Annotated in this window: 21 protein-coding genes and 1 other annotated feature; of the genes, 12 read left to right on the top strand and 9 right to left on the bottom strand. The window is 54.5% G+C overall.

Annotation, left to right across the window (positions count from 1 at the left end):
- Positions 1-85: 85 nt before the first annotated feature.
- A complete protein-coding gene (locus OC597_RS13835) occupies positions 86-1018 on the top strand; it encodes a LysR family transcriptional regulator (protein WP_261425450.1) in 933 nt (310 codons plus the stop codon).
- Positions 1019-1094: 76 nt separating this feature from the next.
- Here OC597_RS13835 and OC597_RS13830 read toward each other — a convergent pair whose 3' ends face one another.
- From OC597_RS13830 to OC597_RS13820, 3 genes are all read right to left on the bottom strand, one after another.
- Positions 1095-1298 carry an HHA domain-containing protein gene (locus OC597_RS13830; protein ID WP_085115480.1) on the bottom strand — a complete coding sequence of 68 codons (204 nt, stop codon included), beginning with the start codon at positions 1296-1298 and terminating at the stop codon, positions 1095-1097.
- Between the two features lie 55 nt (positions 1299-1353).
- Positions 1354-1722 (bottom strand): Hha toxicity modulator TomB, encoded by a 369-nt coding sequence (gene tomB / locus OC597_RS13825; protein WP_004940312.1) that lies wholly within the window; start codon positions 1720-1722, stop codon positions 1354-1356.
- Between the two features lie 162 nt (positions 1723-1884).
- The gene (locus OC597_RS13820) at positions 1885-2238 is read right to left on the bottom strand and encodes a hypothetical protein (protein WP_410071714.1); all 354 of its coding nucleotides are present in this window, start codon (positions 2236-2238) and stop codon (positions 1885-1887) included.
- 449 nt (positions 2239-2687) lie between these two features.
- On the opposite strand from OC597_RS13820, the gene OC597_RS13815 reads away from it, so the two are divergent.
- Genes OC597_RS13815 through OC597_RS13805 form a run of 3 tightly spaced genes read left to right on the top strand, consistent with a single transcriptional unit; the run spans position 2688 to position 5159 of the window.
- Complete coding sequence (locus tag OC597_RS13815) at positions 2688-3401, top strand: metal ABC transporter ATP-binding protein (protein WP_262209149.1); 714 nt, start codon at positions 2688-2690, stop codon at positions 3399-3401.
- Positions 3398-4255: a metal ABC transporter permease gene (locus OC597_RS13810; RefSeq protein WP_261251717.1), complete on the top strand. Its 858-nt coding sequence runs from the start codon at positions 3398-3400 to the stop codon at positions 4253-4255. Before OC597_RS13815 ends, OC597_RS13810 begins: the two co-directional genes overlap by 4 nt.
- Before the next feature lie 25 nt (positions 4256-4280).
- Positions 4281-5159, top strand: coding sequence for a metal ABC transporter solute-binding protein, Zn/Mn family (locus OC597_RS13805; protein ID WP_261251718.1), 879 nt, complete (start codon positions 4281-4283; stop codon positions 5157-5159).
- Positions 5160-5274: 115 nt separating this feature from the next.
- Here the strand turns inward: OC597_RS13805 and ykgO are convergent, their stop codons facing one another.
- The 4 genes from ykgO to sdeX form a co-directional block, all read right to left on the bottom strand.
- Positions 5275-5415 carry a type B 50S ribosomal protein L36 gene (ykgO, locus tag OC597_RS13800; RefSeq protein ID WP_085115485.1) on the bottom strand — a complete coding sequence of 47 codons (141 nt, stop codon included), beginning with the start codon at positions 5413-5415 and terminating at the stop codon, positions 5275-5277.
- Between the two features lie 12 nt (positions 5416-5427).
- Positions 5428-5685: a type B 50S ribosomal protein L31 gene (locus OC597_RS13795; RefSeq protein ID WP_261283776.1), complete on the bottom strand. Its 258-nt coding sequence runs from the start codon at positions 5683-5685 to the stop codon at positions 5428-5430.
- A gap of 326 nt (positions 5686-6011) precedes the next feature.
- A complete protein-coding gene (gene sdeY, locus OC597_RS13790) occupies positions 6012-9158 on the bottom strand; it encodes a multidrug efflux RND transporter permease subunit SdeY (protein ID WP_261251720.1) in 3147 nt (1048 codons plus the stop codon).
- A gap of 17 nt (positions 9159-9175) precedes the next feature.
- Positions 9176-10363: a multidrug efflux RND transporter periplasmic adaptor subunit SdeX gene (gene sdeX / locus OC597_RS13785; RefSeq protein ID WP_261142113.1), complete on the bottom strand. Its 1188-nt coding sequence runs from the start codon at positions 10361-10363 to the stop codon at positions 9176-9178.
- Between the two features lie 142 nt (positions 10364-10505).
- On the opposite strand from sdeX, the gene acrR reads away from it, so the two are divergent.
- From acrR to mscK, 3 genes are all read left to right on the top strand, one after another.
- Entirely contained in the window at positions 10506-11189 is a 684-nt protein-coding gene (gene acrR, locus OC597_RS13780) for a multidrug efflux transporter transcriptional repressor AcrR (RefSeq protein WP_262209147.1), read from the top strand.
- An 11-nt stretch (positions 11190-11200) separates the two neighbouring features.
- On the top strand, positions 11201-11560 hold the full coding sequence (locus OC597_RS13775) for a DsrE/DsrF/TusD sulfur relay family protein (RefSeq protein ID WP_085115490.1): 360 nt from the start codon (positions 11201-11203) through the stop codon (positions 11558-11560).
- A gap of 102 nt (positions 11561-11662) precedes the next feature.
- Entirely contained in the window at positions 11663-15055 is a 3393-nt protein-coding gene (gene mscK / locus OC597_RS13770) for a mechanosensitive channel MscK (protein WP_261251723.1), read from the top strand.
- A gap of 39 nt (positions 15056-15094) precedes the next feature.
- Here mscK and rsmS read toward each other — a convergent pair whose 3' ends face one another.
- Positions 15095-15274, bottom strand: a complete 180-nt coding sequence (rsmS, locus tag OC597_RS13765) for a pleiotropic regulatory protein RsmS (RefSeq protein WP_112347671.1) — start codon at positions 15272-15274, stop codon at positions 15095-15097.
- A gap of 106 nt (positions 15275-15380) precedes the next feature.
- The gene (gene priC, locus OC597_RS13760; RefSeq protein WP_135315436.1) at positions 15381-15917 is read right to left on the bottom strand and encodes a primosomal replication protein PriC; all 537 of its coding nucleotides are present in this window, start codon (positions 15915-15917) and stop codon (positions 15381-15383) included.
- 150 nt (positions 15918-16067) lie between these two features.
- On the opposite strand from priC, the gene OC597_RS13755 reads away from it, so the two are divergent.
- The 5 genes from OC597_RS13755 (at position 16068) to recR (ending at position 20126) form a co-directional block, all read left to right on the top strand.
- Positions 16068-16448, top strand: coding sequence for a DUF454 family protein (locus tag OC597_RS13755; RefSeq protein WP_262209143.1), 381 nt, complete (start codon positions 16068-16070; stop codon positions 16446-16448).
- Positions 16449-16562: 114 nt separating this feature from the next.
- Positions 16563-17114: an adenine phosphoribosyltransferase gene (gene apt, locus OC597_RS13750; RefSeq protein WP_099065360.1), complete on the top strand. Its 552-nt coding sequence runs from the start codon at positions 16563-16565 to the stop codon at positions 17112-17114.
- An 83-nt stretch (positions 17115-17197) separates the two neighbouring features.
- Positions 17198-19150 carry a DNA polymerase III subunit gamma/tau gene (gene dnaX / locus OC597_RS13745; protein ID WP_261283778.1) on the top strand — a complete coding sequence of 651 codons (1953 nt, stop codon included), beginning with the start codon at positions 17198-17200 and terminating at the stop codon, positions 19148-19150.
- Positions 18483-18547: a sequence feature (DnaX frameshifting element), on the top strand. (Overlaps the previous gene by 65 nt.)
- Positions 19151-19191: 41 nt before the next feature.
- Positions 19192-19521 carry a YbaB/EbfC family nucleoid-associated protein gene (locus OC597_RS13740; RefSeq protein ID WP_012005575.1) on the top strand — a complete coding sequence of 110 codons (330 nt, stop codon included), beginning with the start codon at positions 19192-19194 and terminating at the stop codon, positions 19519-19521.
- Positions 19521-20126: a recombination mediator RecR gene (recR, locus tag OC597_RS13735; protein WP_012005576.1), complete on the top strand. Its 606-nt coding sequence runs from the start codon at positions 19521-19523 to the stop codon at positions 20124-20126. Before OC597_RS13740 ends, recR begins: the two co-directional genes overlap by 1 nt.
- The last annotated feature ends 15 nt before the right edge of the window (positions 20127-20141 follow it).

Raw genomic sequence — 20141 nt, 5'->3', positions numbered from 1 at the left:
TTGCACAGATGATTTAATTTATTGCCTGATAAGAAACGTTTATGCTGTCGCAAACGTTTACTTTGTTAGCGGACGGAAACCTGACATGTCTGAACCCTGGCGCCGATTGCCTGCGCTTTCTCTCAAACAGATCCAATATTTTGTCACACTGGCGCAACTCCGGCATTTTACCGATACCGCGAACCGTCTGGCGATCAGCCAACCGGCGCTGAGTAGCGCATTGCGGCAGATAGAGTCGGTACTGGGTGGCAAGCTGGTGAACCGTACCGCCTCTGCTGTGACGCTGACGGAGCAGGGCGCAGCTATCTTGCCGCATGCTGAACGGTTGCTAAATGTTGCACAGGCAGCCTTTGACGACATGCAGCGTATTATGTTGGCGGGGGGAGACGGCACTTTGCGTATCGGGTTGGTGCCTTCGGTCAGCGGTTTGTTATTTCCGGCGGTACCGCAATTGCTGGCGGCGAATTTTCCGCGGTTGCGCATAGAATTTCACGATCAAACCAATGACTCGTTGTTATTACAATTAGAAAACGGTTTGATTGATTTTGGTATTGGTGCGCTCGACAGTTCGGTACCGGAGTCACTGGAGATATATCCGCTGCAAGAGGATCCGTTCGTGGTAGTGATGCGTCGCGACGACCCGTTGGCTGAATCTCACCATCTGCCATGGCGTCAATTAACCCGCCGAGATATCGCAGTTTTTTCCAAGGGGAATATCAGTCGGTTGGTACTGGCACTGGCGGAAAGCCATCGTCTGAATTTAACCGCACGCTACCAGGTGGATTTTCTGGAGACGTTATATGGTTTGGTGCGTTCGAAATTAGCGGTAGCTATTTTACCGCAACTTTATACTACACATTTGAATGACGATGAATTAACCGTGGTTCAACTGCAGCAGCCCATGCTTAGCCGTACCGTGGCGTTAATGCGTAGCGCGCATCGCAACCATCCGGCGTTAATTGAAGATTGTTTCCAATTGTTATTACAGGATTTTCAGCAGCGAATGAAAGTGCAGTAAGTCAATGAGATAAATACTGGGCAGGGTAAACATTGAGGCCGATGAATGTATCGGCTCAACGCAGTTTTAGTCGGAATTATCTTACGAATTTCCAAACGGCCGTTGGGATTTTATCGTACAGCTTATTCATAGTGAGCTCGGCAAGGCGGTGGTCGGCTGCAGAGTAAAACAGCTCCAGCTCGTCATTTGAAAGCTCATACTTGTTTTTTTCAATAACGCGTTCCAGTGTCTCAATCGTGGTGCATTTACGTAAACGCATCAGATAATCAATTTTAGTCATGATAGCCTTTGGTGTTATAAACCGTAAAATGGAATAAATTGGGGATAATTATCCCCTAAGTTTTCATTGTCGTACAGATGTCCTCTCCTGAGAACATTCTGAATAATCGCGCCTTGGTCTTTTGCCAGCGACGCAGATCGGAATCATTGATACCGTAACTGCTGAACAGCGTGTAGGTATCATCGAGATACTCTTCGACCAGTTCCGATAAATCACTTTCGTCCATGTATTTAATTTTATAACTCATCACAAACGAAGCAATATGTTCTATCAACTCATTAAGCTGGAGGTTGACGGAAGACGTCGGATCGTTCACCCAGCCGTGGTGGCTGTCGCCCAGCGTGGCTATGCCTTCATCATACAGGTTTTCACACAAGAATTTCAGCTGAGCAATATCGTGCCTTTTAGGCGAATACTCATCCATATCATCCCCTCCGTAAGTCTTAATTTCGGTGTTGATAACACTCTGTGAGTAAGCTGATTTACATCATGGACAGAGGTAGCTTAATGATGGTGACAAAATAAACTTTCCGCATAATGAATATAAATCATTTCTTCGCAACTGGCCTGCTGTTATTACGTAAACTTACAATTCATCTGCGGTAGATGGACGGGAGTTATCAATGATGTCAAAGATGAGCCCCGCTTCGGCAAGGCTAAATGTGACACTATCGCTGATGTATTCCTCGGCGCTGATATCCAGACAGGCATTGAAGATTGTCCATTTATAGCGGTAACTCATTGAATAATAGCTGTTGCCCATTTCTTGAATATCAAGTATTTCTAATGAACCTTCAGCATAACGCGCGCTTTCCGAATAAAAACTCAGGCCACTGGTCAATGCCGGTGCTAACTCTGATATTTTTTCGTTAATCACTTTCTTTAGTTTTTTAACAGAAAGTGCTTCCGTCATTGTGTCGCAGCGAAGAGTGACTTGCATTTAATGCCTGACCGTATCGCGATCCTATCTATTAATCTTACTCCTTTTTTATCAATTCGTCGGTAAACTTTTCGTTTGTTGCCGGCTTTTTTACAGTATCTCAACGTTGTTTACTGATTAATAACCCTGAAATTTCTCAGCCTATCCCTAAAGAGGTAGCGCCAACGATTCAGGAATCGGGGAGTGGCCAGTGAGGTTCGGCGTGCATTGTTACGTTCAGTTGCATTAATCGTCTAACCGGGGGCTTGAGTCACCGAAAGCTTTGTGATGTTATATTGTAACATTTAAATTTCCTTCCGTTTGGCCATGAAACTGACACCCACACCCCAGGATGGCGCTGTGCCGTCATTAAACTCCTTGTTCACCGCCTCAGCAGGATTACGCTGCGGTATTGCCGCGATGTTACTGGCTTTACTCTGGCTGGGTATTCACTGGGCGGTAGCACTGCCATGATAACCCTGCAACAGGCCGTCGTGGGCTACGGCGGGGAGCCTCTTTTTCCCCCACTCAACGGTCACTTTGCCGCGGGTTCCCTGACGGCGGTGGTCGGCGTGAATGGTGCGGGTAAGTCCACCTTGTTGAAAGCTTTGGCCGGACTTTTGCCGCTGCAAAGTGGCAAGCTGTCTTTCAGCGGCAATAAGTCGCCCCGTATGGCTTATTTGCCACAGCAGGCCGAGTTGGATCGCCAGTTCCCGATCGTGGTGAGTGATCTGGTGGCAATGGGCAGTTGGCTGCAGATGGGGATGTTCGGCGGACTGCGCAAGCGCGCTGCGCAGCAGATTGTGGAGGCGCTGGCAACCGTCGGTATGACCTCTATGGCCCACAGTCCTGTCGGCGAGCTTTCCGGCGGCCAACTTCAGCGGGTGCTGTTCGCCCGCTTGCTGGTCCAGCAGGCACCGCTGATTTTACTGGATGAACCTTTTACCGGCATCGACAGCGCGACCACCCAGTTATTGTTGCAAGTGATTGCTCAGTTGCATCGACAGGGAAGGACGGTGATTGCGGTACTGCATGACATGTCGATGGTAGAGAGGTATTTCCCGCAGGCCTTGTTATTGACGCCGCAGTGCTGCCACTGGGGAGCCGCCGATCGGGTGCTGGACCACATTCCCGCTTTGAATATCGCCAACCCGCCACTGTGCCGTAAGGCGGTGGCGCAATGATGCTGCTTGAGTCCCTCATCGATCCCTTTGCCTCTTTCGGTTTTATGCGCCGCGCGCTGGTCGCCTGTTTTGCACTGTCGCTCAGTGCTGCACCGCTGGGAGTTTTTCTGTTGTTACGCCGCATGAGCCTGGTGGGGGATGCGCTGTCCCATGCGGTACTGCCCGGTGCCGCGATAGGCTATCTGATTTCCGGTATGTCGATGGTGGCGATGGGCGTCGGCGGCTTTATCGCCGGGCTGGCGGTAGCAATGTTATCTGGGCTGGTCAGTCGCCGGACGCCGTTGAAAGAAGACGCCAGTTTCGCCGGTTTTTATCTGGGGTCGCTGGCGCTTGGAGTGACCCTGGTTTCACTGCGCGGTTCCAGCGTTGATTTGCTGCATGTGCTGTTCGGCTCGATTCTGGCGGTGGATACACACGCCATTGTGATGGTGGGGGCGATAACCAGCTTTTCTCTCCTGGCGTTGGCCGCACTGTACCGTGCCCTGGTGATTGAATCTTTCGACGCCACTTTTTTACGCGTCGGTGCGCCGCGTTGGTTGGCGGTAATACATGGGCTGTTTCTGGCGTTGGTGGTAATCAATCTGGTCGCCGGTTTTCAAATTCTCGGCACCTTGATGTCGGTCGGGCTGATGATGCTGCCCGCCGCCAGCGCACGTTTCTGGGCGCGTAATCTGCCGCAAACGCTGGCGGTGGCCATGGGTATTGGCATGCTATCCAGCCTGATTGGACTGGAGTGGTCGTACTACGCCTCTTTGCCCGCCGGTCCGGCAATTGTGCTCAGCGCCAGCGTGATCTTCTTTGGATCAATTTTGTTTGGGACGCGTGGGGGGATTTATTCCCTGGCGCGCCGTTGAGAAGTGCTATATGCAAGGAGAAAGTATGAAACGTTTACCTTTATCGCTGGCGGTAGCTGCTCTGCTGTCCAGCCCATTGGCCATGGCCAAGACTGTAGATGCCGTCGCCAGTTTTTCCATCCTCGGCGATATCGTCAAGCAAGTGGGGGGAGAACATGTCAATGTCTCTACGCTGGTGGGGCCGGACGGCGATCCCCACAGCTTCGAGCCTTCACCGAAAGACAGCAAGCTGCTGTCGCAGGCTGATGTGGTGTTCGTTAGCGGCCTGGGGCTGGAAGGGTGGATCGATCGCCTGGTCAGTGCGTCGGGTTACAAAGGGCCGGTGATTACCGCTTCGCAAGGGGTTAACTCGCGCCAGATGAACGAAGACGGCAAAGAGATCACCGATCCTCATGCCTGGAATAGCATGAAGAATGGCGTGCAGTACGCCACCAACGTGATGAATGCGCTGATTGTCGCTGACCCTGAAGATGCCAACTATTTCCGCCAGCGGGGTGCCGAGTATATCCAGCAGTTGCAGAAGCTGGATCTGTGGGCCAAAACGCAGTTTGCCGCGGTGCCGCAGCAAAAACGCAAGGTGCTGACCAGCCACGATGCTTTTGGTTACTTTGGACAAGAATATGGTGTCACCTTCCTTGCTCCGGTCGGTTTCTCTACCGAAGCTGAGGCGAGTGCCAGTGACGTAGCGGGCCTGATCAAACAGATCAAGCAGGAAAAGGTGAATGCTTACTTTATTGAAAACCAGACCGATCCACGGCTGGTGAAGCAAATTGCCGCCGCCACCGGTGCCAAAGCCGGCGGTGAACTGTACCCAGAGGCGTTGTCCAAGCCGCAAGGGCCGGCAGCCAGTTATGTGGAGGCATTCAAACACAATGTCGATACCTTGCTGGGTAGCATGAAGTAAACCGTAGCGGCCCTGTCATCGTGATGGGGCCACTGGGGGCGTTTCAGTTTCTCCATAAAAAAAGCCCCGTTGAGCAGCAACGGGGCTTTGCGACAGACAGATGGCACGACTTTACTTAACGCTTTTTCTTACGTCCCTGTACCGCTTTGAAGCGTGGGTTAGCTTTACAGATCACATAGATACGGCCTTTACGGCGCACGATCTTGCAATCCGGATGGCGTTTCTTCGCCGAACGCAGTGAACTCAAAACCTGCATGTGGATTTCCTGTTACTTATTGCCAGTAAAGAAGTGACCAAAACGCTGCTGGAAGCGCGCCGTGCTGCCTTCTTTTGAGAAATCTTTCTGCTTGCCGGTGTAGTACGGATGGGAAGCGGAAGAAATATCGAGGGTGACATACGGCCAGTTCTCACCTTCAAGCTCAATGGTGCGATCGGTCTTAATGGTCGATCCCACCTTAAAGTAGGTATCGGCACTCAGATCGTGGAACACCACGGTACGGTAGTCAGGATGGATGCCTGCTTTCATGACACACTCCAATGTAATGTTATACTATAACAGTAATTATGCGCCGCACGGTGGGACGGATCAAGCATAAAATGCATCGACAGGTGAATTAATGAGAGTGGTTTGTATTAAGCCGCTGAAGCCAAAGAAAAAGGCCGCATAAGCGGCCTAAGATTACTGACGAAGTTACTTGGGGTTAAAGCAACGACTTGATAGCTGCCAGAACCAAAGGATGCTGTCTCTGGTTTAGCCCAAACATCCGAAAACCACGTTTTTCGGGTGTTTGTCGATAAGTTAAAGGCCGCATAAGCGGCCTTTGTATTCAGGGAGAAGCAGTCACTGAGTTATCAGTGATGATCAACCGGATGGCTGTGTTCTACATCGTCAGACTTCTTACTGAAGCGGCGGCGAACCACCACAAAGAAGACCGGAACGAAGAAGATGGCCAGTACGGTCGCGGTAATCATCCCGCCCATAACGCCGGTACCTACCGCGTTCTGTGCGCCGGAGCCTGCACCGCTGCTGATAACCAGCGGCAGAACCCCGAGGATGAATGCCAGAGAAGTCATCAGAATTGGACGCAGACGCATACGCACCGCTTCCAACGTGGCTTCGATCAGACCCTTGCCTTCTTTATCCATCAGGTCCTTGGCGAATTCCACAATCAATATGGCGTTCTTCGCCGACAGGCCGATGGTGGTCAACAGTCCCACCTGGAAGTAAACGTCGTTGTTAAGGCCGCGCATGGTGGCCGCCAGCAACGCACCGATAACCCCCAGTGGCAGAACCAGCATGACCGAGAACGGAATTGACCAGCTCTCGTACAATGCTGCCAGACACAGGAATACCACCAGAATCGAGATGGCATACAGTGCTGGAGCCTGGTTACCGGACAGACGTTCCTGATAGGACATACCGGTCCAGTCGTAACCAATGCCGCTCGGCAGCTTGGAGGCCAGTTCTTCCATCAGGTTCATGGCTTCACCGGTACTCTTGCCTGGCGTTGCCTGTCCCAGAATTTCCATGGAAGGCAGACCGTTATAGCGCTCCAGACGCGGTGAACCGTATTCCCATTTCGCCGAGGCGAAGGAGGAGAACGGAACCATCTGGCCGCTGGTGCCGCGGACAAACCATTTATTAATGTCTTCCGGCAACATACGGAACGGCGCATCAGCCTGCACGTACACTTTCTTCACACGGCCGCGGTCGATGAAGTCGTTAACGTACGAGCCACCCAACGCGGTGCTCAGCGTGCTGTTAATGGTGGTAATGCTAACACCCAGCGCCTTGGCTTTTTCCTGGTCGATAATCAGCTTGAACTGCGGCGTATCTTCCAGACCGTTAGGGCGCATGCCCACCAGCAAGTCCGGATGCTTGGCAGCCATGCCCAGCAACTGGTTACGTGCTTCGGTCAGTTTTTCATGCCCCAGGCCACCCTGGTCGATCAGCTGGAAGTCAAAGCCGGTCGCGGTACCCAATTCAATAATCGCCGGCAGGTTGAACGGGAATACCAGGCCGTCTTTAATCTTCGAGAACGCGCCCATCGCACGGCCTGCAATCGCCGGCACTTTATTCTCTTCGCCTTTACGCTCAGACCAGTCTTTCAGGCTGACGAACGACAGGCCGTTGTTCTGGCCATTACCGTTAAAACCGAAGCCTGCAACGGTAAACACCGAAACCACGTTGTCTTTCTCTTTGGTCATGAAGTAGTCGGTGACTTCTTCCAGAACCTTAGAGGTACGAGCTTCGGTAGCCCCCGCAGGCAACTGCACCATGGTCAGCAAAATGCCCTGGTCTTCGTCCGGCAGGAACGAGGAAGGCAAGCGCAGGAACAACAGCGCCATGCCGACAACGATCAGCAGGTAGATCACCAGATAACGACCGGTACTGCGCAGAATATTGGCTACGCTGTCGGTGTAGTGGTGGGTACTCTTTTCGAACATGCGGTTAAACCAACCGAAGAAGCCGGTTTTAACCCCGTGGTCGCCTTTTTTCACTGGTTTCAGCATGGTGGCGCACAGCGCCGGCGTCAGAATCAATGCTACCAGCACCGACAGCGCCATCGCAGAAACGATAGTGATGGAGAACTGACGATAGATGGCACCGGTTGAACCGCCGAAGAACGCCATCGGCACGAATACCGCTGACAGCACCATGGCAATACCGACCAACGCACCCTGGATCTGTTCCATCGATTTCTTGGTGGCTTCTTTCGGCGGCAGTCCCTCTTCGGACATCACACGCTCGACGTTTTCCACCACCACGATGGCATCATCCACCAACAAGCCTATCGCCAGCACCATGCCGAACATCGTCAGGGTGTTTATCGAGAAGCCGAAGGCCGCCAGAATGGCAAAGGTCCCCAGCAACACCACCGGTACCGCAATGGTTGGGATCAACGTTGCGCGGAAGTTTTGCAGGAACAAATACATCACCAGGAATACCAGGATGATGGCTTCGATCAGCGTTTTTACCACTTCGTTAATCGAAATTTTAACGAATGGGGTAGTGTCGTACGGATAAACCACTTTCATCCCTTGCGGGAAGAATGGCTGCATTTTGGTCAGCGCATCTTTCACACCTTTGGCGGTGTTCAGGGCGTTGGCACCGGTGGCCAGTTTGATCCCCAGACCCGCTGCCGGTTTGCCGTTATAGCGTGCGGTTACCGCATAGCTTTCGGCACCGCGCTCAATATGAGCCACGTCGCTCAGGCGAACCTGAGAACCGTCCGCATTCACCTTCAGCAGAATCTTACCGAACTCTTCAGGCGAAGTCAGACGGGTCTGCGCGATGATAGAGGCGTTAAGTTGTTGACCCGGTACCGGTGGCATCCCGCCCAATTGCCCTGCGGCGATCTGGTTGTTCTGCTCGGTGATGGCGGACGTCACGTCCGTCGTGGTCAATTGGAAATTGTTCAGCTTGTTCGGATCCAGCCAGACACGCATTGCGTACTGGGCACCAAACAGTTGCACCTCACCCACACCGGATGAACGGCTGATCGGGTCTTTGATGTTGGAAGCTACATAGTCCGCAATATCGTCCTGAGTCATGCTCGGGTCATCGGAAATGAAGCCGGCCACCATCAGGAAGCTGCTGCTGGACTTTTCAACTTTCAGGCCCTGTTGCTGTACTTCTTGTGGCAGCAACGGTGTAGCCAGAGACAGTTTGTTCTGGACCTGAACCTGAGCGATGTCTGGGTCAGTGCCGGAGTTAAAGGTCAGTGTAATGGTGACGCTACCAGAGGAGTCACTGGTGGAGGACATGTACATCAGATTATCGATACCGTTCATGTTCTGTTCGATAATCTGCGTGACGGTATCCTGCACCGTTTTTGCATCTGCGCCCGGATAGTTTGCGGAAATACTTACCGCCGGTGGTGCAATAGTTGGATACTGCGCAATCGGCAGTTTCATTATTGACAGCACACCCGCCAACATGACGATGATGGCGATTACCCAGGCGAAAATAGGGCGATCTATAAAGAACTTAGCCATGTCTTACCGGCTCCTTTTTATGACTTCTGCGCATCAGACTGCGGCTGCTTTTGCGCCTGAGTGTCAACTTCCTGCACTTTTACCTGAGCGCCTGGGTGGGCTTTCATCAGGCCGGTGACAATCACGCGGTCGCCGGTTTTCAAGCCGTCGGTAACCAGCCATTTGTCGCCAATAGCCAGATCCGCTTTCAGCGTGCGCAATTCGACTTTGTCGTCAGCACCCACCACCAATGCGGTAGCTTCACCACGCGGGTTACGTGTCACACCCTGTTGTGGCACCAGCAAGGCATCGCTACGCACGCCTTCGTCCAGACGGGCGCGAACGAACATACCCGGCAACAGCGTGTCGTTCGGGTTAGGGAATACCGCACGAATAGTGATGGAACCGGTAGTTTCATCAACGGTAACGTCAGAGAACTCCAGCGTGCCTTCCTGAGCGTACTGCGTGCCGTTTTCCAGCAGCAGTGTCACCTTGGCCTTGCCGTTTTCCTGTTTCAGCGCACCGCTGGCCAGTTCTTGTTTCAGGCGCAGGAAATCGTTGCTCGACTGAGTCACGTCGACGTACATCGGATCCAGCTGCTGCACGGTGGACAGGGCAGTGGTCTGGCCGTTGGTAACCAGCGCACCTTCAGTCACGGCAGATTTGCCGATGCGACCGGAGATCGGTGAAGTCACCTTGGTGTAAGCCAGGTTGATACGCGCGGTTTCCACTGCGGCTTTAGAGGCCACTACCGCGGCTTCCGCCTGTTGCAGCGTGGAGACAGCAGTATCGTAATCCTGCTTACTGATGTAGCTGGTACCCAGCAATGGTTTGTAGCGGTTTACCGTGACGCGCGCGATCGAGGCACTTGCCTGGGATTTAGCCAGGTCGCCTTTGGCGCTGTCATAGCTTGCCTGATAGGTAGCAGGATCGATCTGATACAGGGAAGACCCTGCCTTGATATCACTGCCTTCAACAAAGTTGCGTTTCAGGATAATACCGCTGACCTGAGGGCGAACTTCGGCGATACGATACGCAGCGGTACGGCCAGGAAGATCGGTAGTCATATTGAGAGGCTCGGCCTTCAACGTCACTACACCCACTTCGGGAGCCGGTGGTTGGGCGCCTTGCTGTTGGGTTTCTTTATCGTTACATCCTGTAAGCATTAAGCTGCCTGAAAGCATCAGAACTGCCGCCAGAGGCGTTAACCCTCTGTTTTTGTTCATAGAAAAACCTCAAGTGTCCGATTTCAAAATGATCAATGGATCACAAGCTTTAAAACCCATTGCTGCGTTAATTATATGTGCGTGCTATGGTACATACATACGCGAATGTATGTAAATCACACTCCCCCGAAAAAACAACGCCATGGCACGAAAAACCAAACAGCAGGCGCTAGAAACTCGACAGCACATACTTGATGCTGCGGTGCAAGAATTTTCTGAACGTGGCGTTTCTGCAACCTCACTGACGGATATTGCCACTGCTGCCGGAGTTACGCGTGGTGCAATTTATTGGCACTTCAAGAACAAGGTAGACCTGTTTAACGAAGTTTGGGAATTATCAGAGTCAAAAATTGGCGATCTCGAATTAGAGTATCAGGCAAAGTACCCTGAGAATCCACTGCGTATTTTACGAGAAATTCTGATTTACATTCTGACGGCTACGGTCGATGACAGCCGCCGGCGAGCACTGATGGAAATCGTTTTTCACAAGTGCGAATTCGTCGGTGAGATGATGCCGTTGCATGAGGCACGTAAAGTCTTGTACCTGGCAGGTTACGAACGCATTGAGTCGGTGCTGCGTGGCTGTATAGATCATGACCAATTGCCTGCTGATTTGCATACCCGTCGCACGGCAATCATTATGCATGCCTATATTACCGGCCTGATGGAAAACTGGCTGTTTATGCCGGAGAGCTTTGATCTGAAAACCGAAGCACCGGTGCTGATCGATTCTTTCCTCGAAATGGCCCAATTCAGTCCCACTTTGCGGGGCAAGCCGGAAGAGCTGGCGGCGCAGCCGTGCAGTGTCGAAAGTCATCCTTTATAAGGAGAAATACCATGTCATCGTCCTCCGTTGTGTTGATTGCCAATGGTGCCGCCTATGGTCACGAATCCCTGTTTAACGCCTTACGTCTGGCGATTACCCTGAAAGAGCAGCAAAGCGATCTCGACCTGAAACTGTTTCTGATGTCCGACGCGGTCGTCGCCGGCCTGGCCGGACAACAGCCGCGGGAGGGTTACCATTTGCAGCAGATGCTGGAAATTCTCACTGCGCAACAGGTGCCGGTGAAACTGTGCAAGACCTGTGCCGATGCGCGTGGCATCAGTCAACTGCCGCTGGCGGATGGGGTGGAGATTGGCACCCTGGTCGAGTTGGCGCAGTGGACGCTGGCGGCCGGGAAAGTGTTGACGTTCTGATCCCGCGAGCTCTCTGTACATCACCAGCAATGCTTTTCTTATTCTGTGGCTATCTGCGATCGTGATAATCTTGACGCTTCTTTATTGATTCGAAGCCAAATCATGTATCGCAGGTTAGCTAAACGTTCTTTTCTGGCGTTACCCTCGTTCTTCGGTGTGGGCCTCTCCCGTGCCCTTGCCCTGTTCTTACTGATCGCGGTTTGCGCGGTCTGCCAACCTGCGGCCTATGCGTCCCTGAATGGCGATCTGCCGTCACGCAGCGAAATCCAAAGTCAGCTTGAAGCGCTGAACAAGCAAAAAACGCTGACGCCGGTCAATAAACTCACCCAACAAGATTTGACCCGCACGCTTGAGCTGCTGGATGCCATCGAACGCACCAAACAGGACGGGGCCCAGCTTAAGCAGCAGTTGCAGTTGGCTCCGGGGAAACTGCGTCAGGTCACCGCCGATCTGGATGCGCTCAAGACGCCGGTCGACAGCGCGGCCGCCAGGGCAGAGCTGCTGCCGCTTTCCCTGCGTCAGTTGGAAACCCGCCTTTATCAGACACTCGACGATCTGCAGGCTGCGCAGGAAAATCTGTCGACCTATAACAGCCAACTGGTTTCACTGCAGACCCAGCCGGAGCGGGTACAGAGCAGCATGTATACCGCTTCGCAGCGCCTGCAGGAGATCCGCAACCAGATCAACGATCAGACGCCGGGCCAAAACTCATTGCGCGACAGTCAGTTAGTGATGCTGGCGACCGAACAGACGTTGCTCAATGCGCAAATTGATCTGCAGCGCAAGAGCCTGGAGGCCAACACCACTTTGCAGGATCTGCTGCAGAAGCAGCGCGATTACACCACCGGCCACATTGATGCACTGGACCACAACGTGCAATTGCTGCAAGAAGTGGTCAACAGCAAGCGCCTGACGCTGTCGGAAAAAACCGCCAAAGAGGCGCAGAACCCGGAAGATGCCACGGATATCCAGCACGATCAGTTGGTCAGTAAAGAGCTGGACGTTAACCGCCAGCTCAGCCAGCGGCTGATTGCCGCTACCGAAGAGAGCAACGTACTGTTCCAGCAGAATATTCGGGTGAAGAACTGGCTCGATCGCGGTCTGCAGGCGGAACGCAATTTGAAAGAACAAATCCAGGTGCTGAAAGGCAGTCTGGTGCTGTCGCGCATTTTGTACCAGCAACAGCAAAGCCTGCCGCAGGGCACGCTGGTGGCGGACATGGGCACGCGCATCGCCGATCTGCGCCTGGAGCAGTTTGATATCAACCAACAGCGTGACGACCTGTTCAAGGGCGACGATTACATCAATAAGCTGGTCGCCGACAGTAAAGAAAAAGCCAGCACGGACGTGCTTGACGCTTTGAGCGAAATCGTCGACATGCGACGTGAACTGCTGGATCAGTTAAACAAACAGCTGAGTAATCAGTTGGCACAGTCGATCAGCCTGCAGATTAACCAACAGCAGCTGACCAGCGTTAACAACTCGCTACGGGATACGCTGACCCAGCAGATTTTTTGGGTCAACAGCAACAAGCCGGTCGATTTGGCGTGGTTGAGAGCCCTGCCGGGCGCGCTCAGGGATCAGATTGCTACTCTCGACTTCAAATTAGACATCGGCAAAATGGTGCAGGGCGGGCTGAATTCACTGGTCATCCTGATCCCGCTGTTGCTGCTGCTCGGTCTGCTGCGTTGGCGCTACAAGTTGATCGACAGCCATTTGCAGAAACTGGCCAACGATGTTGGGCAGTTAAAGCGTGATGGTCAACTGCACACGCCAAAGGCCATCATACTGACCTTGCTGAAGGTATTACCCGGGTCGGCGCTGCTGCTGGGTGCCGGTTTCTGGTGCTATCGTGCCGAAATTGGCCTCAGTGATTTTATTTGGGCGCTGTCGCAACAGTTGGCGCTGTTTTGGCTGATTTTCGGTTTCACCTATCGCACCCTGGCGGTCGGGGGCGTTTGCGAGCGGCACTTCAATTTCACTCCAGAGCTTTGTGCACACTACCGCCGGCAGACGGTGCGTCTGGGTCTGGCGCTGCTGCCGTTGATCTTCTGGTCGGTATTGGGCGAAAAAGCGCCGCTGCGACTGGTGGAGGATGTCATCGGTCAGGTGGTGGTGATGCTGACGTTGGCGCTGCTGGCCGTGCTGGTGTTCCCGATGTGCCGTGACAGCTGGCGTGAGAAAGGTTCGCACGCGGTGCGATTGGTGATTGTTACCGCGATTGCTGCCACGCCGCTGATCTTGCTGGGGCTGATGTTTGCCGGTTACTTCTACACCACGCTGCGGCTGGCCGGTCGCTGGATCGACAGCCTGTATCTGTTCTTCCTGTGGAACATTGTTTATCTGACGGCAATTCGCGGCCTGGGCGTGGCGGCGCGGCGTCTGGCCTATCGTCGTGCGCTGGCCCGTCGCCAGAGTTTGGCGAAAGAAAAAGAGGGGGCCGAAGGGCTGGAGCCGGTAGAAGAACCGCCTTTGGCGCTTGATCAGATCAACCAGCAGTCGCTGCGTCTGACCACCATGGCCCTGTTTATTATCTTTGCCAGTGCCTTCTATGCCATTTGGTCCGATCTGGTGACGGTGATTTCGTATCTCGACAGCATCACCCTGTGGCATTACACCGCCACCGTCGCCGGCAGCAGCGTGGCGCAGGCGGTGACGCTGGGCAACATGATGGTGGCGGTCGCTGCGGTGATTGTCGCCTACGTCATGACGCGCAACCTGCCGGGCTTACTGGAAGTGGTCGTGCTGTCGCGGTTGCAGTTGCGACAGGGCACCTCTTATGCCATCACCACCATACTGACCTATCTGATTACCACCGTGGGTGCAGTGACCGCGCTCGGGTCACTGGGCGTATCCTGGGATAAGCTGCAATGGCTGGCCGCCGGTTTGACCGTGGGGTTGGGCTTCGGCCTGCAGGAGATTTTCGCCAACTTTGTCTCCGGCCTGATTATCCTGTTTGAGCGGCCGATCCGCATCGGCGATACCATTACTATCGGCAGCTTCTCTGGTTCGGTCAGTAAAATCCGTATTCGCGCCACCACCATTACCGACTTTGACCGCAAAGAGGTGATCATCCCGAACAAGGCGTTTGTCACCGAGCGGCTGATTAACTGGTCGCTGTCAGACACCATCACCCGCGTATTGATCAAGGTTGGCGTGGCCTACGGCTCCGATCTGGACAAGGTGAAAGCGGTGTTGCTGCAGGCGGCGCGTGATAACCCACGGGTGATGACCGATCCTGAGCCGCAGGTGTTCTTCCTCAATTTCGGCGCCAGCACGCTGGATCACGAACTGCGCCTTTACGTGCGTGAGCTGCGTGACCGTAGCTATACCGTTGACGAACTGAACCGTTCGATCGAACGGCTGTGCCGCGAGAACGATATCAATATTGCCTTCAACCAGCTTGAGGTGTACTTGCACAATCAGCAGGGCAACGAGGTGCAGGAAGTGAAACGGACGCTATCGCCGGATGAAGGCGGCATGTCGGCAGGCTAATGGGATAAGGATAAGGGTTCAGCGCAGGCTGAACCCTTTTTACTGGTCGACGGGCAGGTAAGGGGAGGTCACACCGTTGCGTTGCAATTTTTCCTGATAGTCCCGTTTGACAATATCCAGCGCCGCCAGCGCGGTAGCCGGATCGATCTCATTACATTCCAGCAGATAAATCAGATCTACCGCCAGTTGCAATTCTGCTGAGGCATTTTCCAGAGACATAAAACCCACGTTTAAATTGAGATGAATGAGTGATGCTTCGCTTCGGCTGAGTATAGTGAACAAGATCCGCGGAGGGGAATAATCATTAAAATATTGTGATAAATCTTCAAAAACCGTTTTCTTTACGTTCGATACTGCGCTCAATACGCGCCAGCGCCTGACGGCAACGCATCAATCGGCCTTCCAGCGCTGCCAGTTCATGCTGCAATTTTTGCTGTGCCGCCAGAGTGGTTTGCCTGCCCAACAGACTTTCCCGATCCTGGATCATCGAAATGATCCGACGTTCATAATCCTGATGTTCGGCCAGTTTATGGTACAAATCGGCCGCTGCGACTTCCTTGGGCTGATTTTTCCGGCGCAATGCCTGGGTCGCCAACTCGCGTTGCAGGGCGGTGATTTGCGCCACCAGTCTCTCGGCCAGAAAGGCCACCTGGGTGGTGCGGCTGTCGTTGGCTGCGGTTTGCAACTGGGCGAAGTTCTTTTGTACTTCTGTCAGGTAATCGCGCAGCCGGGTGCCGCGGTTGGAAAATAACGCAGCGTCAAAGCGTGCCTGAGGGATCGGGGCGTCGCCTTGCGGCGTGATTTCACCGGCTAACACGGTGATCTGCTGTTCTAACACTTGTAAAAGACGCTGAGTGCTCACGTTGGCTCCATGACGATGATATTGGGCTCAGCTTGCCCGCGATCACGCCGTGAAACAAGCGCTGTGCGCATATTCCAGCCGTTGCGACTGGTGGCGCAGGGGAAGCCGATGATAAAGTGACGCCAGACAGGTTGATGGACAAGGACTCGCATGACGCGTTGGTTATTGATAATCCTCGGTTGGCTGGCGGTGGTGCTGGCGACGCTGGGCGTGGTATTGCCACTGCTGCCCACCACGCCGTTTCTGTTGTTGGCCGCCTGGTGTTTTGCCCGTTCATCGCCGCGATTCCACGCCTGGTTGCTGTACCGCTCCTGGTTTGGTCCCTATCTGCGCCACTGGCAACAGCACCGGGCATTGCCGCCAGGGGCCAAATGGAAGGCGGTGTTGATGATTGTGCTGACGTTTGCGGTTTCTCTGTGGTTGGTGAAAATCTGGTGGGTGCGAGGCTTGCTGTTAGCGATGCTGGCCATTCTGCTGATCTTTATGTTGCGTCTGCCGGTTGTTGCCCTGTCGCAACAAAAACAGCGCTGATCGTGCACCGCCGGTTGCATTTGTCCGCCAGTTTGCATAAATTTGAGCGTTTTCGTGCGCGGGTTACAGACGACCTGTGCGCAAGTCATCAGGCAGTTTTATCAGGCAATAATTATGACCGCTACTGCGCAGCAGCTACAGTTTATTAAAGACAGTATCAAAACCATCCCGGATTACCCTAAGCCGGGCATACTGTTCCGTGACGTCACCAGCCTGCTGGAAAACCCGCTGGCCTATGCCGCCAGCATTGAATTACTGGTCGAGCGCTTCCGTGAAGCGGGCGTCACCAAAGTGGTTGGCACCGAAGCGCGCGGCTTCCTGTTTGGCGCTCCGGTTGCGTTGGCACTGGGCGTAGGCTTTGTACCGGTACGCAAACCGGGCAAGCTGCCGCGTGAAACCCTCAGTGAAAGCTATGAGCTGGAATACGGCACCGACCGACTGGAAATCCATACCGATGCTATCAGCGCCGGCGATAAAGTGCTGGTGGTGGACGATCTGCTGGCTACCGGCGGCACCATCGAAGCCACCGCAAAACTGATCCGCCGTCTGGGCGGTGAAGTCACCGACGCCGCCTTCATTATCAACCTGCCGGATCTCGGCGGTGAAGCGCGTTTAAACACCCTGGGTATTGAATGCTACAGCCTGGTCAACTTCTCCGGCCACTGATCCGCATTACCACAACGGCCTCGCGGATCGCCGCGGGGCTGTGTTAGCATGACCCTCCAGATTACTCGACTTTTCCGGTATTAATGAGCTATCAGGTTCTTGCCCGTAAGTGGCGCCCTCAAACGTTTGCAGATGTTGTCGGACAGGAACATGTCCTGACTGCACTGGCTAACGGCCTCTCGCTGGGGCGGATCCATCACGCCTATCTGTTCTCGGGCACGCGTGGCGTGGGTAAAACCACCATTGCACGCCTGCTGGCCAAAGGCCTGAACTGTGAAACCGGCATCACCGCCACACCGTGCGGTCAATGTGACAACTGCCGCGAGATTGAGCAGGGACGTTTTGTCGATCTGATCGAGATCGACGCCGCGTCCAGAACCAAGGTGGAAGATACCCGCGATTTGCTGGATAACGTCCAGTACGCTCCCGCCCGCGGCCGCTTCAAGGTTTACCTGATTGACGAAGTGCACATGCTCTCGCGCCACAGCTTTAATGCGCTGTTGAAAACGCTGGAAGAGCCGCCTTCGCACGTCAAATTCCTGCTGGCAACCACCGATCCGCAAAAGCTGCCGGTGACCATTCTGTCACGCTGTCTGCAATTTCATCTCAAGGCGTTGGACGTCGATCAGATCCGTGGCCAACTGGAAACGGTGCTGCAGGCAGAACAGATCACCAGCGACCAGCGAGCGTTGCAGCTATTGGCGCGAGCCGCCGATGGCAGCATGCGTGATGCACTGAGCCTCACTGACCAGGCGATTGCCATGGGCCAGGGGCAGGTGACTACCGCCACCGTCAGCCAAATGCTAGGCACGCTTGACGACGAACAGCCGCTGGCGATCCTCGAAGCGCTGGTCAGCGCCGATGGCGAAAAGGTGATGGCGCAGGTTGCGCAGGCCGCTTCGCGCGGTGTCGATTGGGAAAATCTGCTGGTCGAGACGCTGGCGTTGCTGCACCGGATTGCGATGGTGCAACTGCTGCCGTCGGTGTTGGACAATCATTACGCCGCCATTGAACAGCGGCTGCGTGAGTTGGCGCGTACCTTGCCGCCGACTGACGTACAGCTCTATTACCAAACGCTGTTGGTTGGACGCAAAGAGTTGGCCTTTGCGCCAGATCGCCGCATGGGAGTTGAAATGACTCTGCTGCGCGCGCTGGCGTTTCACCCGAAAGCGGTGATCCCGGAGCCGGTGGCGATGGTGCAAACCGCGCCAGTGCAGATGGCTCAGCCACAGGCCCAAGCGGCCCAGCCGCCACAGTTTCAGGACGCGCCCCCGCCGTTAGGGCAGGTTGCGCCGCAGAACAATCAGCAAGCGAATTTACCGGATGCCACCGCGCAATTATTAAAAGCGCGTACCCAACTGCTGAGGCAGCAGGGAGCATCCACACCAAAAAAGAGTGAACCGGCGGCGCCTGGAAAAGCGCGGCCGGCAAACTCAGCACTGGAGCGGTTGGCTTCCGTGACTGAGCGCAGCCAGCAGCGCCAGGCGGAAAAGATCGTGCAGGAAAAACCGGCCAAGCCGGAGGCTTATCGTTGGCGTGCACTGACCGAGCCGGTGGCCGAGCCGGAGCCGCTGGCCACGCCGAAAGCGTTGCGTACCGCGCTCGAGCATGAGAAAACGCCCGAGCTGTCGGCCAAGCTGGTAGTTGAATCGCTGGAACGCGATGCCTGGGCGGCGGAAATCGATAAGCTGAAAATACCGAAACTGGTGCAGCAGCTGGCATTAAACGCGGTTAAACAGCTGCTGGAACCCGGTAAGATTTGTCTCCATCTGCGGTCGTCGCAGCGTCACCTGAACTCGCCTTCGGCGCAGAAGGTGCTGACCGAGGCGCTCAGCGAGCTGTACGGCAGCCCGGTTGAGTTGACCGTGGTGGAAGACGATAATCCGGCGGAGCGAACTCCGCTGGAGTGGCGACAAGCCATTTACGAAGAAAAACTGGCGCAGGCGCGCCAGTCGATCGTTGCGGATACCCATATTCAGACGCTGCGCCGGTTCTTCGACGCGGATCTGGATGAAGACAGTATTCGCCCCATTTAAACGCTGCGTAAAGTGCGCGGCCCTAGCGACGAGAGACGACTATGTTTGGTAAAGGCGGTCTGGGCAACCTGATGAAGCAAGCCCAGCAAATGCAAGAAAAAATGCAGCAGATGCAGGAAGAAGTCGCCAAATTGGAAGTGACTGGCGAATCCGGTGCCGGCCTGGTGAAAGTCACCATCAACGGTGCGCACAACTGCCGTCGTGTGGAGATCGATCCGAGCCTGATGGAAGACGATAAAGATATGCTGGAAGATCTGATCGCTGCTGCGATCAACGACGCAGCACGTCGCATCGACGAAACCCAGAAAGAGAAGATGGCGTCTGTGTCCAATGGCATGCAACTGCCACCTGGCTTTAAGATGCCGTTCTGATGCAAACCAGCCCGCTCCTTGAAACACTGATGGAGGCGTTGCGTTGCCTGCCGGGCGTTGGCCCGAAGTCGGCGCAGCGCATGGCATTCCAACTGTTGCAGCGCGATCGCAGCGGTGGCATGCGTTTGGCGCAGGCGCTGACCCGCGCCATGTCGGAAATCGGCCACTGTGCTGATTGTCGCACCTTCACCGAGCAGGACATCTGCACCATCTGCGCTAATCCGCGCCGTCAACAAAACGGCCAGATCTGCGTGGTGGAAAGCCCGGCTGATATTCACGCCATCGAGCAGACCGGCCAGTTCGCCGGGCGCTACTTTGTGCTGATGGGCCACCTGTCGCCGATGGACGGCATTGGCCCTGGTGATATCGGTCTGGATCGGCTGGAGCAACGGCTGGAAAAAGAAAGCGTTACCGAAGTGATCCTGGCAACCAACCCGACGGTGGAAGGCGACGCAACCGCCAACTACATCGCCGAAATGTGTGGTCAGTATGGCGTAGTGGCCAGCCGCATTGCCCACGGCGTGCCGGTGGGTGGTGAGCTGGAGATGGTTGACGGCACCACGCTGTCACATTCCCTGGCCGGTCGCCACGTTATCAAGTTCTGATGCTTTTCTCTGACG

The sequence above is a fragment of the Serratia proteamaculans genome (genome assembly GCF_946227095.1).
In the GTDB taxonomy this organism is placed as follows: Bacteria; Pseudomonadota; Gammaproteobacteria; order Enterobacterales; family Enterobacteriaceae; genus Serratia; species Serratia proteamaculans_E.
Note: the sequence above shows the minus strand (reverse complement) of the source record. Positions and strands in the feature narration are given on the sequence as shown.